The sequence below is a fragment of the Kribbella sp. NBC_00482 genome, assembly GCF_036013725.1.
Lineage (GTDB): Bacteria > Actinomycetota > Actinomycetes > Propionibacteriales > Kribbellaceae > Kribbella.
In genome coordinates, this window is record NZ_CP107881.1 from 1,478,408 (window position 1) to 1,492,831 (window position 14,424).

General features: G+C 68.0%; 13 protein-coding genes. 5 read left to right on the forward strand and 8 right to left on the reverse strand.

Features of this window, described 5'->3' with window-relative positions; genetic code table 11:
- Positions 1-22: 22 nt before the first annotated feature.
- From OHB24_RS07430 to OHB24_RS07455, 6 genes are all read right to left on the reverse strand, one after another.
- Positions 23-1,147, reverse strand: coding sequence for a CU044_5270 family protein (locus OHB24_RS07430; RefSeq protein WP_327638200.1), 1,125 nt, complete (start codon positions 1,145-1,147; stop codon positions 23-25).
- Positions 1,144-1,659, reverse strand: a complete 516-nt coding sequence (locus OHB24_RS07435) for a SigE family RNA polymerase sigma factor (protein ID WP_327638201.1) — start codon at positions 1,657-1,659, stop codon at positions 1,144-1,146. The genes OHB24_RS07430 and OHB24_RS07435 overlap by 4 nt, the downstream gene beginning before the upstream one ends.
- A gap of 144 nt (positions 1,660-1,803) precedes the next feature.
- The gene (locus OHB24_RS07440; RefSeq protein WP_327638202.1) at positions 1,804-4,350 is read right to left on the reverse strand and encodes an ATP-dependent Clp protease ATP-binding subunit; all 2,547 of its coding nucleotides are present in this window, start codon (positions 4,348-4,350) and stop codon (positions 1,804-1,806) included.
- Between the two features lie 341 nt (positions 4,351-4,691).
- The gene (locus OHB24_RS07445) at positions 4,692-5,021 is read right to left on the reverse strand and encodes a histone-like nucleoid-structuring protein Lsr2 (protein WP_130384932.1); all 330 of its coding nucleotides are present in this window, start codon (positions 5,019-5,021) and stop codon (positions 4,692-4,694) included.
- A 217-nt stretch (positions 5,022-5,238) separates the two neighbouring features.
- Entirely contained in the window at positions 5,239-6,759 is a 1,521-nt protein-coding gene (lysS, locus tag OHB24_RS07450) for a lysine--tRNA ligase (RefSeq protein WP_327638203.1), read from the reverse strand.
- A 10-nt stretch (positions 6,760-6,769) separates the two neighbouring features.
- Positions 6,770-7,993 carry an MFS transporter gene (locus tag OHB24_RS07455; protein WP_327638205.1) on the reverse strand — a complete coding sequence of 408 codons (1,224 nt, stop codon included), beginning with the start codon at positions 7,991-7,993 and terminating at the stop codon, positions 6,770-6,772.
- Positions 7,994-8,051: 58 nt separating this feature from the next.
- Between OHB24_RS07455 and OHB24_RS07460 the strand changes: the two genes are divergently transcribed.
- The 4 genes from OHB24_RS07460 to OHB24_RS07475 all read left to right on the forward strand — a co-directional run bounded on the left by OHB24_RS07460 (position 8,052) and on the right by OHB24_RS07475 (position 10,723).
- Entirely contained in the window at positions 8,052-8,618 is a 567-nt protein-coding gene (locus OHB24_RS07460; RefSeq protein ID WP_327638206.1) for an ArsR/SmtB family transcription factor, read from the forward strand.
- A 74-nt stretch (positions 8,619-8,692) separates the two neighbouring features.
- The gene (locus tag OHB24_RS07465) at positions 8,693-9,139 is read left to right on the forward strand and encodes an NfeD family protein (RefSeq protein WP_327638208.1); all 447 of its coding nucleotides are present in this window, start codon (positions 8,693-8,695) and stop codon (positions 9,137-9,139) included.
- Complete coding sequence (locus OHB24_RS07470) at positions 9,127-10,011, forward strand: SPFH domain-containing protein (protein WP_327638209.1); 885 nt, start codon at positions 9,127-9,129, stop codon at positions 10,009-10,011. The genes OHB24_RS07465 and OHB24_RS07470 overlap by 13 nt, the downstream gene beginning before the upstream one ends.
- Before the next feature lie 46 nt (positions 10,012-10,057).
- Positions 10,058-10,723 carry a DedA family protein gene (locus OHB24_RS07475; RefSeq protein ID WP_327638210.1) on the forward strand — a complete coding sequence of 222 codons (666 nt, stop codon included), beginning with the start codon at positions 10,058-10,060 and terminating at the stop codon, positions 10,721-10,723.
- On the opposite strand, the gene OHB24_RS07480 is transcribed toward OHB24_RS07475, so the two are convergent.
- Positions 10,709-12,007, reverse strand: coding sequence for a hypothetical protein (locus OHB24_RS07480; protein ID WP_327638211.1), 1,299 nt, complete (start codon positions 12,005-12,007; stop codon positions 10,709-10,711). The two genes, OHB24_RS07475 and OHB24_RS07480, sit on opposite strands and share 15 nt — an antisense overlap.
- Positions 12,008-12,139: 132 nt before the next feature.
- Between OHB24_RS07480 and OHB24_RS07485 the strand changes: the two genes are divergently transcribed.
- Positions 12,140-12,697, forward strand: a complete 558-nt coding sequence (locus OHB24_RS07485; RefSeq protein ID WP_327638212.1) for a carboxymuconolactone decarboxylase family protein — start codon at positions 12,140-12,142, stop codon at positions 12,695-12,697.
- 292 nt (positions 12,698-12,989) lie between these two features.
- On the opposite strand, the gene OHB24_RS07490 is transcribed toward OHB24_RS07485, so the two are convergent.
- Complete coding sequence (locus OHB24_RS07490; protein ID WP_327638213.1) at positions 12,990-14,420, reverse strand: multicopper oxidase family protein; 1,431 nt, start codon at positions 14,418-14,420, stop codon at positions 12,990-12,992.
- Positions 14,421-14,424 lie beyond the last annotated feature (4 nt).

The window sequence follows — 14,424 nt, forward strand, 5'->3', positions numbered from 1 at the left end:
CCTGTAACTGCCAGGCGTCAGCTCACTTGATGGCGGCGGGTGGCGCCTCCGGGGTGGCGTCGGTCCAGCCGGAGAGCAGGATCGTGCTGTCGCCGTTCTTTCCGCCGGTGTGGCTGCTGCTCAGGAGCTTGCCGGTCTTCGGGTCGACGATCAGCCGGAGGTTCAGCTGGTACGCCGGGAAGGAGAACCCGACCGCCGTACCTGTCCGGCCGCCCAGGTCCGTGACGTTCTGCTTGACCGTGGCGCCCGGAAGCCCTGCCAGTAGCCGGAACGCGGCCCCGCGGACCTTCGGCAGTGCCGGAGTGTCGCTGAGCAGACCGGCCGAGATCTGCGCGAGAGCCGCCACGTCGGAGGCGTCAGGAGCGGCTGCCGCCTTCACGCCGAGCAGCCGGGCTCGCAACTGCTCCGGGTCGGACGGCAGCGCCAGCACGTCCTGCAGGGTGCCGTTGATCCCCAGGGCGGTGTAGCGGTCCGCGTCGTCCTTCAGCTCGAAGAAGGTGGCCTTTCCCGGCTTCGACGAGATGACCTGGTCCTGCTTGCCCGCAGTGTCGGTCGGACCAGCGTTCCAGGTCGCCGGCGCTCCCGCCTTTCGCCACGCCGCCTCGTCGGCCGCCGTGGCGGGATGCGCACCCAGTGAGCGGGAGCCGAGCCAGGCGGTGCCGCCCTTCAGGCCGGTCCAGGTCTCGGTGACCGTCAGCTCACGCAGCTTGTAGCCGCCCGGACCGGCCGGGATCGACCCACAGCAGACGATCTTGCCGCCGGCCATGACGGTCCACTCCCTGCTCTGGACCTTCCTGACCCGGAAGTACTTGCCCGTCGTCGGTTCGGCCTTCTCCTCGTGAGCCGCCGCGACCAGCAGCACATCGCCGGCCGACATCGCCGTACCGGTGCCGGTCGCAGGGCCGGTCGCGGGAGGCGCCGAGACAGCGGAGTCCGAGCCGCCGGAGTGCGCGCCCGGCGCGAAGGCCAGAGGCACCGCGAGGGCGCCGACGACGACAGCCGCGGCGACCGTGGTGAGGCCGGCGCCGGCGAACCGGCGGCGACGGGCGGCCCGCCGGCCACGGCTGAGATCGGCCGCGACGTCGTCGTCGGTGACGACCGGGTCGGTACCGGCTGCGCGCTCGAGAAGGCTCTTCAGATCAGTCATCGCACATGCTCCAGTGTGTTCAGGGGTTCGACGATGAGGTCGCGCAACTTGTCCAGCCCACGAGCGGTCTGGCTTTTGACGGTGCCCTGACTGCTGCCCATCAGCTCGGCGGCAGCGGCCACGTCCAGATCGCAGAAGTACCGCAGGACGACAGCGGCCCGTTGACGCCTGGGCAGCCGTTCGAGCGCGGCCAGCACGGTCAGCCGGTCCTCCGGCCCGGAGCCGGCCTGCGGCCCCGGCTCGGTGACCTCGCCGGTCAACGTCTCGCGATGACGCCAGAACCGGCGCTTCTCGTCCAGGAACACGTTGATCAGGATCTTGTCGGCGTACCGCGCCGCTCCGATCTCCGGCCTGACCGCGCCCCACTTCACGTAGAGCTTGGTCAGTGCGGTCTGCACCAGATCCTCGGCCCAGTGCGCGTCCCCACTGGTCAGCAGACGTGCGATCCGCATCATCCGTCCGCGGTGGGCACTCACGTACTCGGTGAAGTCCTGATCTCGGTTGCTCGCCACGCGTCCTCCGGTCTTGGTTGGGCGCTTCCTCACCGTTAAGTACCGGGTGAGGCGAGCACCCGGTTGCATCCCCGGAATCGGCAGGAGTACGACGAGGGCCCCGCGGACATGGTGTCCGCGGGGCCCTCGCTACCAGCTACTGGCTCAGGTGTCCTGGAGACCTGTGGTGCCGGTCGTGCCACCGGTGGTGAGGTCGGTGAGCTCCAGGTCGGAGGTCGTCGACTTCTGGTTACCGGTGAAGGTGAAGTACTCGGGCACTCCCTCGGAGTCGACCGTGCCTTCCGGTGCCGCGTCGACCAGGACGATCTGGCCGGGACGCAGTTCCCCGAACAGGATCTTCTCGGCCAGCACGTCCTCGATGTCGCGCTGCAGTGCGCGACGAAGCGGACGGGCGCCCAGGACCGGGTCGAAGCCACGCTTCGCGGCGAGTTCCTTCGCCGCCGCCGTGAGCTCGATGCCCATGTCCTTGTCCTTCAGCCGCTGCTCGATCTGGGCCACCATCAGGTCCACGATCAGGACGATGTCCTCCATCGTGTGCTGGTGGAAGACCACGATCTCGTCGACGCGGTTCAGGAACTCCGGCCGGAAGTGCTGCTTCAGCTCCTCGGTGACCTTCGCCTTCATCTTCTCGTACGACGACGTGGTGTCGCTCGCCTGCGAGAAGCCCAGGCTCACCGCCTTGGCGATGTCCTTCGTGCCCAGGTTCGTGGTCATGATGATCACGGTGTTCTTGAAGTCGACCACGCGGCCCTGGGCGTCGGTCAGACGACCCTCGTCCAGGATCTGCAGCAGCGAGTTGAAGATGTCCGGGTGGGCCTTCTCCACCTCGTCGAACAGCACCACGCTGAACGGCTTGCGGCGCACCTTCTCGGTCAGCTGGCCACCCTCTTCGTAGCCGACGTACCCAGGAGGCGAACCGAACAGCCGGGAAGCGGTGTGCTTCTCCGAGTACTCCGACATGTCGAGGCTGATCAGCGCGTTCTCGTCGCCGAACAGGAACTCGGTCAGCGCCTTGGACAGCTCGGTCTTACCGACACCGGACGGGCCGGCGAAGATGAACGAGCCGCTCGGGCGGCGCGGGTCCTTCAGGCCGGCGCGAGTACGCCGGATCGAGCGGGACAGCGCCTTGACCGCGTCGGTCTGGCCGACGTACCGCTTGGCCAGCTCCTTCTCCATGTCGAGCAGCCGCGAGGACTCCTCCTCGGTCAGCTTGAAGACGGGGATGCCGGTCGCGGTGCTGAGCACCTCGGCGATCAGCTCCTCGTCCACCTCGGCGACGACGTCCATGTCGCCGGCCTTCCACTGCTTCTCACGCTCGGCCTTCGCGTTGATCAGCTTCTTCTCGTCGTCCCGCAGTCGCGCGGCGCGCTCGAAGTCCTGCGCGTCGATCGCCGATTCCTTCTCCCGGCGCACCGTCGCGATCTTCTCGTCGAACTCGCGCAGGTCCGGCGGAGCCGTCATCCGGCGGATCCGGAGCCGGGCGCCGGCCTCGTCGATCAGGTCGATCGCCTTGTCCGGCAGGAACCGGTCCGAGATGTACCGGTCGGCCATCTGCGCGGCGTTCACCAGCGCGGCGTCGGTGATCGTCACCCGGTGGTGCGCCTCGTACCGGTCGCGGAGGCCCTTGAGGATCTCGATCGTGTGCGCGATCGAGGGCTCGGCCACCTGGATCGGCTGGAAGCGGCGCTCCAGCGCGGCGTCCTTCTCGACGTACTTGCGGTACTCGTCGAGGGTGGTGGCGCCGATCGTCTGCAGCTCACCGCGGGCCAGCATCGGCTTCAGGATGCTCGCCGCGTCGATTGCTCCCTCGGCCGCGCCGGCCCCGACGAGAGTGTGGATCTCGTCGATGAACAGCACGATGTCGCCGCGGGTGCGGATCTCCTTGAGCACCTTCTTCAGGCGTTCCTCGAAATCACCGCGGTAGCGCGAACCGGCCACCAGGGCGCCCAGGTCGAGAGAGTAGATCTGCTTGTCCTTCAGCGTCTCCGGGACGTCACCACGGACGATCTGCTGGGCCAGACCTTCCACGATGGCGGTCTTGCCGACTCCCGGCTCACCGATCAGGACAGGGTTGTTCTTGGTCCGCCGGGACAGCACCTGCATGACCCGCTCGATCTCGCTCTCGCGCCCGATCACCGGGTCGAGCTTCGCCTCACGAGCGGACTGGGTGTAGTTCCGGCCGAACTGGTCGAGCACCAGGGAGCTGCTGGGTGCACCCTCCGGAGCCGTGCCCTGCGGCGACGACTCCTTCCCCTGGTAACCGCTCAGCAGCTGGATGACCTGCTGCCGGACCTTGTTCAGGTCCGCACCGAGCTTGACCAGGACCTGCGCTGCGACACCCTCACCCTCGCGGATGAGGCCGAGCAGGATGTGCTCGGTGCCGATGTAGTTGTGGCCCAGTTGCAGGGCCTCGCGCAGGGAGAGCTCCAGCACCTTCTTGGCGCGGGGAGTGAACGGGATGTGCCCGCTCGGTGCCTGCTGCCCCTGGCCGATGATCTCCTCGACCTGGGACCGGACGGCTTCGAGCGAGATACCCAGGCTCTCGAGAGCCTTGGCGGCGACCCCTTCACCCTCGTGGATCAGGCCGAGCAGGATGTGCTCGGTCCCGATGTAGTTGTGACTGAGCATCCTGGCTTCTTCCTGTGCCAGGACGACTACCCGACGGGCGCGGTCCGTAAATCGTTCAAACATCGCCAAAGCGCTCCTTGCCTCAGAGGAGTCGGACGTGCCGTGTTGGCCGACCCCCGTACATGCATGCTAGTCCCCGGCACCGACAGGCTCGCTCTCGGCGAACACCCGATCACGCGTCCATCGGTCGTCCGGGCGGCATCACAAGGGAACAACCGCACTGGTAACCAGCGTGTTCCCCGTTCACCGCGATCCGACAGCGTGTTCGCCACCAGCGAATTCCCGGAACTGCCTGCCGGGTCAGCCATCAGATCCGACACGCCGTGTCCCACTCTGTGAAACAACCGGAATGCGGACGGTCCCGGCACCCCAATGCGGGTGCCGGGACCGGCGACAACTGAAAGTTACTTCGCGTCGTTGTACGCCGCGCGCACCTCGGCGGAGATCCGGCCGCGCTCGCTGACCTCGTAGCCGTTCTCCTTGGCCCAGGCCCTGATGTCCGCGGAGTCCGAGGCCGACCGGCCCCGCCCGCGCGCCCGGCCCGCCGCACCCCGGCGGCCGGCCACCCGGCGACCCGAGCCGACATACGCGGCGAGTGCGTCGCGCAGTTTCGCGGCGTTCTTCTTGGACAGGTCGATCTCGTACGTCGTTCCGTCCAGCCCGAAAGTGACAGTCTCGTCGGCCTTACCGCCGTCGAGATCGTCCTCGAGAACCACCTGCACCCTTTGCGCCATCGATGACAACCTTTCCGCGCCCGCCATCGGGCACAATCCCCCTGCTGAATTGTTAGCACCTGATTTGTACCGCACAAACCAGGTGCTTGTCATTCATCGACGCTGCGCAGTCATGGTGACCTTGCGTATTCATCCGGTTCGAACCGGCCGGTCCGGAATGAATTCGGCCCCTGGATTTGCGAAGGCCGTCCGTTGTGCTATGCAACGACCTGGAAAATCACTCCGGACGCAGCAACGGGAACAGAATCGTCTCCCGGATACCGGTCCCGGTGAGCAACATCACCAAGCGGTCCAGGCCCATCCCCATCCCGCCGGCCGGCGGCATCCCGAATTCCATCGCGCGCAGGAAGTCCTCGTCGAGATCCATCGCCTCCGGGTCGCCCGCGGCGGCCAGCAACGACTGCTCCACCAGGCGATCGCGCTGGATCACCGGGTCGTTCAGCTCCGAGTACGCGACCCCGAGTTCGACGCCGTTGAAGAACAGGTCCCAGGCCTCCACCAGCCCCGGAATTTCCCGGTGCGGCTTCGCCAGCGGTCGCGCCGACTCCGGATAGTCGCGGACAAAGGTCGGCTGGATCAGCGTGTGCTCGCAGAGCTTCTCGAACAAGTCGACGGCGATCTCGCCGGCATTCCGGCCCGGCTGCAACTCGACGTCGTGCTGCTCGGCCAACTTGATCAGACCAGCCAGGTCGGTGGTCGCGTCGACGGTCTCTCCGACCGCTTCCGACAGCAGGCCGAAAAGCGTCGCGTGCCGGAAGGGCTGCTCGATGTCGATGATCGAACCGTCGCGCCCGGTGATCGTCGTACGACCGATCGCACGACCCGCGTTCCGGATCAGCTCCTGGATCAGCTCGGCCATCGTGTCGTAATCGCCGTACGCCTCGTACGCCTCGATCATCGAGAATTCCGCCGAGTGGGTGGAGTCCAGCCCCTCGTTACGGAACGTCCGGCCGATCTCGTAGACCCGGTCGACGCCGCCGATCATCGCGCGCTTGAGGTCGAGCTCGAGCGCGATCCGGAGCTTCATCTCCTGGTCGAACACGTTCAGGCGGGTCGAGAACGGCCGGGCCGCGGCACCGCCGTTGGTCAGCTGCAGCACCGGCGTCTCGACCTCGACGAAGCCGTGACCGTCGTACGTCGCGCGCAGCGCCTTCAGGACGGCTGCCTTCGCGCGGACCATCTCGCGCGCCTCGGGACGCACGATCAGGTCGACGTACCGCATCCGGACGCGCGCCTCTTCGCTGAGCGGCTTGTGCTCGTTCGGGAGCGGGCGGAGCGTCTTCGCGGCCATCTGCCACGCGGTCGCCTGGACGGACAGCTCACCGCGCCGGCTGGTGATCACCTCGCCCTGGACGGACAGCAGGTCGCCGATGTCGACGAGCTGCTTGAACCGGGCCAGCTCCTCCTCGCCGAGGTCGGCGAGCGAGAACATCACCTGCAGCTCGGTCCCGTCCCCCTCGCGGAGCCGGACGAAGCAGAGCTTGCCGGTGTTGCGCAGGAAGATCACCCGACCGGCCACCGAGACCTGCTCGCCGGTCCGGGTGTCGGCCTCCAGCTCCTGCGCGTCGTACTTCGCCCGCAGGTCCTTGAGCAGGTGCGTCCGGGGCACCGAGATCGGGTACGGCGGCACTCCTTCCGCCAGCAGGCGGTCACGCTTCTCCCGGCGAACCCGCATCTGCTCGGGCAGGTCGTCCTGCCCGCTGTCGGGGTTCACCGGGTCCACGTGTGCATCAGTCATGCCCCAAAGGCTAGTGACTGATGGCCTCTAGCTCCGAATCCTTTGATTCGTCCTTGCTCCGGGCGACCAGGACGCCGACGATCGCGGCGGCCACCATGCACGCCACTCCACAGGTCACGAACGTCCCGCGCGGACCGAGCAGCGCACCCGCCAGACCGCCCAGCAGCATCGCGAGGATGCTGAACGAGCGGACCGTGCCGTTCAGGGCCGCGATCACCCGGCCGCGGACGGCCTCGGCGGACCTGGTCACCACCAGTGCGCTCGTCGCCGCGTTCAGCAACCCGCTGCCGACGCCGATCGTGGCGGCGCCGATCAGCAGCGTCACGAGGTTGCCCGCCAGACCCATCAGCACGCTCGACCCGCCGATCGTGGCTGTTCCCACGACGACTGCCACCGCCCGGGCCCGGTCGCCGTTCAGCCGGCCGCTGTACCAGGCGCCGAAGATCGCCCCGGCTCCGGTCGCCGCGCCCGCCGCGCCGTACAGGGCGGGCCCGAGACCGAGCTCGCCGGTGATCAGGAAGACCTCCACGACGTTGACCGCTTCGCCCACGACCACGAACATCCACAGCGCCGGCACCAGGATCTTCAGGATGTCGTCACCGAAGATCGCGCGCAGTCCGGCCGACACCCCACCGCTCTCGCGAGCAGCCCCGGGCTCCGGCCGGCGGCGGGTCCGGACCAGTTGCGCGACGACCACCAGAGCGAGGAAGGTCGCGGCGTCGACGAGCAGCGCTCCACGGCTGCCGACCCAACCGACCAGCAGACCACCGGCCGCCGAGCCCGCCAGCGTCGCGACCCCGATCAGTGCCTGACTGGTCCCGGTGGTCCGGCCGACGAGTTCCTCACCGACGATCCGCGGGATCAGCGCACCCCACGCCGGACCGGCGACGGCCTGGCCGATCTGAAGCACGCACACCAGCGCCAGCGTGTTGGCCAGGTCGTGCACGAACGCCAGCCCGACGCCGGCGACGACCTGCAGCAGCCCCGACCAGACCAGGACCTTCCGCGAGTCGAACCCGTCCACGATCCGTCCGGCGAACGGGATCATCAGCACGGTCGGTACGGCGAACGCGAGCAGCAGCGCCGTGACGGCAGCCGGCCCGTGGCCGTCGGAGACCCGCAGCATCAGCGCGATCAGCGCGATCGAGTCGCCCGCGTACGACAGCGCGCGAGCGGGCAGCACCAGCCGGATGTCCCGGCAGGACCAGATCGAAGTCTGAAGTGTTTGCTTCATAGTTGTGAAGTAAACACTTCAGATTTCGCGACGTCAAGCGGTTCGCTACGCTGACCTCGTGGCGAAGAAGAAGCGGCTGGTGATCACGGACCCGAAGGCGATCCGCGCCCTCGCACACCCGGCCCGGCAGCGGGTCATCGACGAGCTGTTCAACGGCAAGGTGCTGACCGCGACCGAGTGCGCCGAGCTCGCCGGGCTGACTCCGTCCGCGATGAGCTACCACCTGCGCGCGCTGGAGAAGTGGGGCATCATCCAGCGCGCCGACGAGTCCGCCGACGGCCGCGAGCGGCCCTGGCAGGCGCCGGCCGCCAACCTGGTGATCTCGTCGCAGTCCACCGGCGCCGGGCGGCTGGCGAGCCAGGCGATGATCAAAACCGCGATGGACGCGGTCCTCGACCAGTTCGTGGACATGGACGCGGACGATCCCTGGGACGGTGTCAGCTCGATGAGCCGGGCCCGGTTGTGGCTGACCCGTGACGAGGCAGAGCAGTTCAACCAGGACCTGAACGACCTCGTCGATCGCTACAAGAAGACCCGGACGGCCGCGAGTCATCCGGCCGGGACGCGTGAGGTGACGTCGCTGATAGCCGTCGTACCGACAGGGGATCCGCCGGAAGTGAGCTGAACCGTTAGCTACGGATCCGCGGATCTCGGAGTACCTTCGAAGGAAGAGGTACTTTCCGCCATTTGGTGGTCGCCATGCAGTCCTGGATCCTGTGGTTGATCGTCGCCGCCGTCCTCGGCACGGCCGAGTTGATGACGGCGACCTTGGACCTGCTCCTGCTCGCCGTCGCCGCGCTCGCCGCGGCCGGGATCGGCGCGCTGGGACTCGGCATCGCCTTCCAGGTGCTGGCCTTCGCGGTCACCGCCGCGGCCATGGTCACGCTGGTCCGCCCGATCGCACGCCGGCACCTGACCGGGCACCCGAAGCTGCGCACCGGTGTGGCCGCGCTGATCGGCCGCGAAGCCGTCGTACTCGCGCCCTGTGACCGCGACGACGGCCGGGTCCGGATCGGTGGCGAGGAGTGGAGCGCCCGCTCCTACGACCCCGACCTGCACATCCCCGCGGGCACCCGCGTCGACGTGTTCGCCATCGAGGGGGCTACCGCCCTCGTCCATCCTCAGGAGGAACCATGGCCGGACTGATCATCGGAATCGTCGTCGCGCTGCTCGCTGTCGTGCTGGTACTGCGGACCGTGCGGATCGTGCCGCAGGCGCGGGCGGTCAACGTCGAACGCCTCGGCCGGTACCTGCGCACCCTCGAGCCCGGCCTGAACATCCTGATCCCGTTCATCGACCGGCCCCGGCAGCTGATCGACCTGCGCGAGCAGGTGGTCTCGTTCGAGCCGAACTCGGTGATCACCGAGGACAACCTGGTCGTCCACATCGACACGGTGCTGTACTTCCAGGTCACCGATCCGCGGGCGGCGGCGTACGAGATCTTCAACTACATCCAGGCGATCGAGCAGCTCACCGTCACGACCCTGCGCAATGTCATCGGCGCACTGGACCTGGAGAAGACGCTGACCTCGCGCGAGCACATCAACTCGATCCTGCGCGGCGTCCTCGACGAGGCCTCCGGCAAGTGGGGCATCCGGGTGAACCGGGTCGAGCTCAAGGCGATCGAGCCGCCGGCGTCGATCAAGGAGTCGATGGAGAAGCAGATGCGGGCCGAGCGGGAGAAGCGGGCCGCGATCCTGAACGCCGAGGGCGTCCGGCAGTCCCGGATCCTGACCGCGGAAGGCGACCGGCAGGCGGCGATCCTGCGCGCCGAGGGTCAGGCGAAGGCGATCGACACCGTGTTCGAGGCCATCCACCGCAACGACCCGGACCCGAAACTGCTCGCGTACCAGTACCTGCAGATGCTGCCCGAACTGGCCAAGGGCCCCGGCAACACCTTCTGGGTCATCCCGTCCGAGGTCACCACCGCATTGCAGAACGTCACCAAGGCGTTCTCGGGCGAGACGCCGAAGATCCCGTCGGAGAACGGCCACAACCCTGAACTTCCCCGGAGTTAGTTGCCCGGTCACCAAATCGGTTGTCCGACGATGTCACTATGGGTGCATGGGGGAACCTCTGCTGATCGCGCAGGCGATCGCCATCCCTTCCGGGGTGGCCGTGCTGGCCTATCTGGTGGTCGGACTTGTCATCGGCGTGGAGAGCATGGGTGTGCCGCTGCCCGGTGAGACCACGCTCATCGCCGCCGCGCTGCTCGCGTCGCAGCAGCATCATCTGAAGATCGAGTTCGTGATCATGGCCGCCGCGGCGGGCGCGATCATCGGCGACTCGATCGGGTACTTCATCGGCCGCAAGGCCGGCCGCCGGCTCTTCGAACGGCTGGGCAAGCGGTTCCATCACTTCTCCGAGGACCGGATCGTCCGGGCCGAGAAGTACTTCCACAAGTACGGCGTCTGGACGGTGTTCTTCGGCCGCTTCGTCGCGCTGCTGCGGATCTTCGCGGGCCCGATGGCGGGCATGCTGCGGATGCACTACCCGCGCTTCCTGGTCGCGAACGCCGCCGGGGGCATCGCCTGGGCGACCACGATCGGTGTCGTCGCGTACAAGATCGGCGACAACGCCGACCAGATCTTCGGCCGGGTGTCGGTCATCGCACTGATCGCCGTCGCGGTCGCGGCGGTCACGCTGTACGCCGTACACAAGGTCCGCAAGCGCCGCCGGGAGCAGACCGACTCGCTTCCCGAGGCGGCGACCGAGTCAGCGGACGTGTAGCTGCAACTGCGGCGTCGTGGTCCCGTCGATCGGCCGGCCGAACATCATCGCGCCGGGGATCACGAACCGGTAGACGAAGTCGCCCGGCTGCGCGGCCTTGAACGCCAGCGCGGCCGCGCCGCCGCGCATCGGCAGCGCCTTCGAGTTCACCCACCGGCGGGTCTGCCGGTTCCAGGCCTGCAGCATCACGGTCGTGTTCATGGCCGGCTTCACGGCGACTGACACGGTCACCATCGAGCCCTTCGCGGTCGCCGTGTTCCCGTTGGCGAATCCGGCCGACGCGATCCGGACGACGCTCTTCGTGTAGGCCGGCTTACTGGTCGACGTACCCGTCTGCGTCCCGCCCTTGGTGTTCTCCGGCACGGTGATCTTGTACGGGCGACTGCCGCCGGTCGGCACCGCGATGTCGTAGTACCCGCCGGCCGTCGTCGACCCGCGCGCCGCCGGCGTCCACCGCGAGCCCGGGGCGACCTGGGTCAGCACCACGACCGGCACGCCGGCCGGGGTCGCGCGCTTGCTCGTGCACGGCGCGTCGAGTTCACAGCCGACCTGGTGCAGGATGACCCGCCCGCGGACCCGGATCGGCACGCTGAACTGGGCCAGCCTCGGTACGGCCGCGTTGATCGAGCTGGTCAGCCCGAGCACCTGCCCGCCGACGTTGGTGCTCCACTCGTTCTGGGTGCGCAGCTGGAAGGTGTACGGCGGCTTGACGCTCTTGATCACCTGCCGGTTCGAGGTCGTCGCCGGGCCGATCACCTTCAGCATCTGGCCGGGCCGCCCGATCATCGGCACGTACCGCTGGGTCTTCTTGCCCTTCACGTCCAGCGGGTCGTTCGGCGTGAAGTCCTGCGGAGCGACCGGCACCGACCATCGGATCAGCACCCCGCGCCCCTGCTTCGCCACCGCCGCCGCGCTCGGCCGCACCGGACCGTCGGTGTCGAACACCGGCGACTTGGTCAGCTTGCTGGTCACGCCGCCCTGTGAGGTCCCGGTCCCGACCGCGACCTTGTAGTTCCCGTCCGGCGGGAACGCCGACGTCGGGATCTCCCACCGGTTCGGTTCACCGGCCGGGATGTACTTCACGTACGACGGGCTCTCGCTGAGCACACCCTCGATCGTGACCCGGTTCGGCTGCCCGTTGTCCTTCCAGGTCACCAGCACCGCGGCCCGCCCCTTGGGCGCCCACGCGACGGTGACATCGGTCGGCGGCGGATCGGAGGCACAGGCAGTCAGCGAGGTCGCCCCCGCAACTACCACCAGCCCTACGGCGAGCACGCGCCGCATTCCGACCACCCCTCGTCTCCTCACGACCAACCGGGTGAACCATACCTAGTCGCGGGTGCCCTCTCCCCATGACCGTTGCCGGATCGGTATCGCGCACCTACCGTGAGGTAAGCCACTGAGGGGGGAACCACGATGGCATTCATCGGTACGCCAAACGTCCCGGAGATGTTCGCTGCGAACCGGGCGCCGGCCGGGCACGTGCCCAACTTCGTCCACACGTTCGCCGCACGACCGGCCGTCTTCGAGGCCTGGAAGCAGCTGAGCCGCGCGATCCAGGAGTCCATGGACCTGCGCCGCTACGAGCTCGCCACGCTGGCCGCGGCGACCGCGCTGAAGTCGAGCTACTGCAGTCTCGCGCACGGGCAGATCCTGGCCGACAAGTTCTACACCGCGGAGGAAGTCGCGGCGCTCGTCGACGAGCCCGCGAACGACCCGGTCGACCGCGCGGTGATGGCCTTCGCGCGCAAGATCGCACTCGCCGCCGACACCATCACCCAGGAAGACGTCGACGCGCTGAAAGCACTCGGCCTGACGGATGCCGACGTACTCGACGTAGCGCTCGCGGCCGCCGCCCGGGCCTTCTTCTCCAAGACCCTCGACGCGACCGGCACCCAACCGGACTCGGCGTACAACGGCCTGCCCGACACCCTCCGCAAGACCCTCACAGTCGGCCGCCCGATCGCCCCATAAGCCGTGCTTGCCGCCCGACCCCTTGATGGAGGGTTTCGGTCACGTCCGTGGAGGATTTCTGGCGCCCACCCAGGAATATCCTCCTACCAGCCACCAACCCCATCACCATCGCGGCCACCCGCCCGAGCCCAACTTTGAGAAGCCACCAACCATTCTCGGGGCGCCGACATGGTCGGCGGCTTCTCAAAGTTGGGTTGCTGCGCGCCCGCGGCGGGACTGGGAACAGGCGCTGGTGTCAGGAGACGACCCCGGCCGAGATTGGCGCGAGTACAGCGGACCGGTTGGATCACCGCTACTCGGGCTGATTGTTCGGGGTGCCGCCGAGGTGGTGTTTCGTAGTGACGCCTGTGTACATCAGGTGCGTGACAAGGCCTTGGGCGGCATGCGGAAGGTTGTGGCAGTGGTCCATCCAGATGCCTGGGTTGTCCGCCACGAAGGCGACCTCGTAGGTCTCCTTGTCCTCGACGTTGAGGGAGTCCGTCCGCCACGGGCTCCCTGAAGCGCGCACCCCGTCACGACTCAGCACGACGACGTGATGGCCGTGCAGGTGCATCGGGTGCACCTGCCCTGAGGTGTTCTTGATCGTCATCCGCACGATGTCGCCCTCGCTCACCACGAACATCGGCACATCCGGGTACTGATGCCCGTTGATCGTCCACCACAGCCCGGGTTTCCCGTCGAAGAACCCGATCCGCCGGCCGATGTCGTACCGGAACGCCCGGGTCGCCTTCGCAGGATCGAACCCGAGCGGCTTCGGTTCCCCATAACTCAGCAGGTCGACCCGGTCCCGCGGCTCGGTCCCGGTCGGCGCGTCACCGTCGCCGATCACCAGCGTCGTCGGTCCGCCGCCGAGCCCGATCCGCACCGCTTTCGCCGTGGGGATCTCGAGGTCGACCCGGCCGCCCGCGGTGACGAGCACCGCCTTCCCGCTCACCTCTGTCGGCGCGTTCACCTCGGTCCCGTCGACCGCGATCACCTTGTACGACGCCCCGTCGACCCAGACCGCCATCGGTCCGTTGTCGGTGTTGATCAACCGCACCCGCGCGATCGGACCGGGCGCCTTCACACGACGTTCGCCGTACTCACCGTTGACCGTGCGGACCTTGTCATAGGTGTGCACCGCCGCGATCACGTCCGCCGCGGTGGGCTGGACGATGAGTACGCCGTACAGACCCTTCTGCACCTGCTCGTGCGAGACCTGGTGCGAGTGGTACCAGTACGTGCCGGCGTCCTTCGCGACGAAGCGGTACACGTACGACTTGCCCGGCGGGATCGCGTCCTGCGTGACACCCGCGACACCGTCCTCGGCATTCGGTACGTCGACACCGTGCCAGTGCAGTGTGATGCCCTCGGCAACGTTTTCGTTGCGCAGTGTGACCTGGACGAGATCGCCTTGTTTCGCGACGATCCGCGGACCCGGCGACGTGTGGTTCAACGTGTAGCCGTCCATCGGCCCGCGGCCGGGGAGGTCGAACCGCTCCTCGCGCGCCACGAGCTCCACCGCGACAGCAGGCGTCCTGTCAACGGGACCGGTCAACTGGCTGACATCGGTCCCGTGATGCGCGGCCGCCGGCCCGCCACCGTAGTCGGCGTACCCCATCGTCATCGGCGACAGATCGTTCGGGATCAGGCTCCGCTGCCAGAAGAACCCGAGCGGCGCCAGCACGACAATCGTCGCTGCGATCGCGATCAGCGCACGACGAGACGGCGACCGCAGCTTCACGATC

Bases quoted from the DNA above. Each gene is read 5' to 3' on its own strand.
- OHB24_RS07430 (WP_327638200.1), bottom strand. From the start codon at position 1,147: ATGACTGATCTGAAGAGCCTTCTCGAGCGCGCAGCCGGTACCGACCCG.
- OHB24_RS07440 (WP_327638202.1), bottom strand. From the start codon at position 4,350: ATGTTTGAACGATTTACGGACCGCGCCCGTCGGGTAGTCGTCCTGGCA.
- OHB24_RS07445 (WP_130384932.1), bottom strand. From the start codon at position 5,021: ATGGCGCAAAGGGTGCAGGTGGTTCTCGAGGACGATCTCGACGGCGGT.
- lysS (WP_327638203.1), bottom strand. From the start codon at position 6,759: ATGACTGATGCACACGTGGACCCGGTGAACCCCGACAGCGGGCAGGAC.
- OHB24_RS07455 (WP_327638205.1), bottom strand. From the start codon at position 7,993: ATGAAGCAAACACTTCAGACTTCGATCTGGTCCTGCCGGGACATCCGG.
- OHB24_RS07465 (WP_327638208.1), top strand. From the start codon at position 8,693: ATGCAGTCCTGGATCCTGTGGTTGATCGTCGCCGCCGTCCTCGGCACG.
- OHB24_RS07470 (WP_327638209.1), top strand. From the start codon at position 9,127: ATGGCCGGACTGATCATCGGAATCGTCGTCGCGCTGCTCGCTGTCGTG.
- OHB24_RS07475 (WP_327638210.1), top strand. From the start codon at position 10,058: ATGGGGGAACCTCTGCTGATCGCGCAGGCGATCGCCATCCCTTCCGGG.
- OHB24_RS07480 (WP_327638211.1), bottom strand. From the start codon at position 12,007: ATGCGGCGCGTGCTCGCCGTAGGGCTGGTGGTAGTTGCGGGGGCGACC.
- OHB24_RS07485 (WP_327638212.1), top strand. From the start codon at position 12,140: ATGGCATTCATCGGTACGCCAAACGTCCCGGAGATGTTCGCTGCGAAC.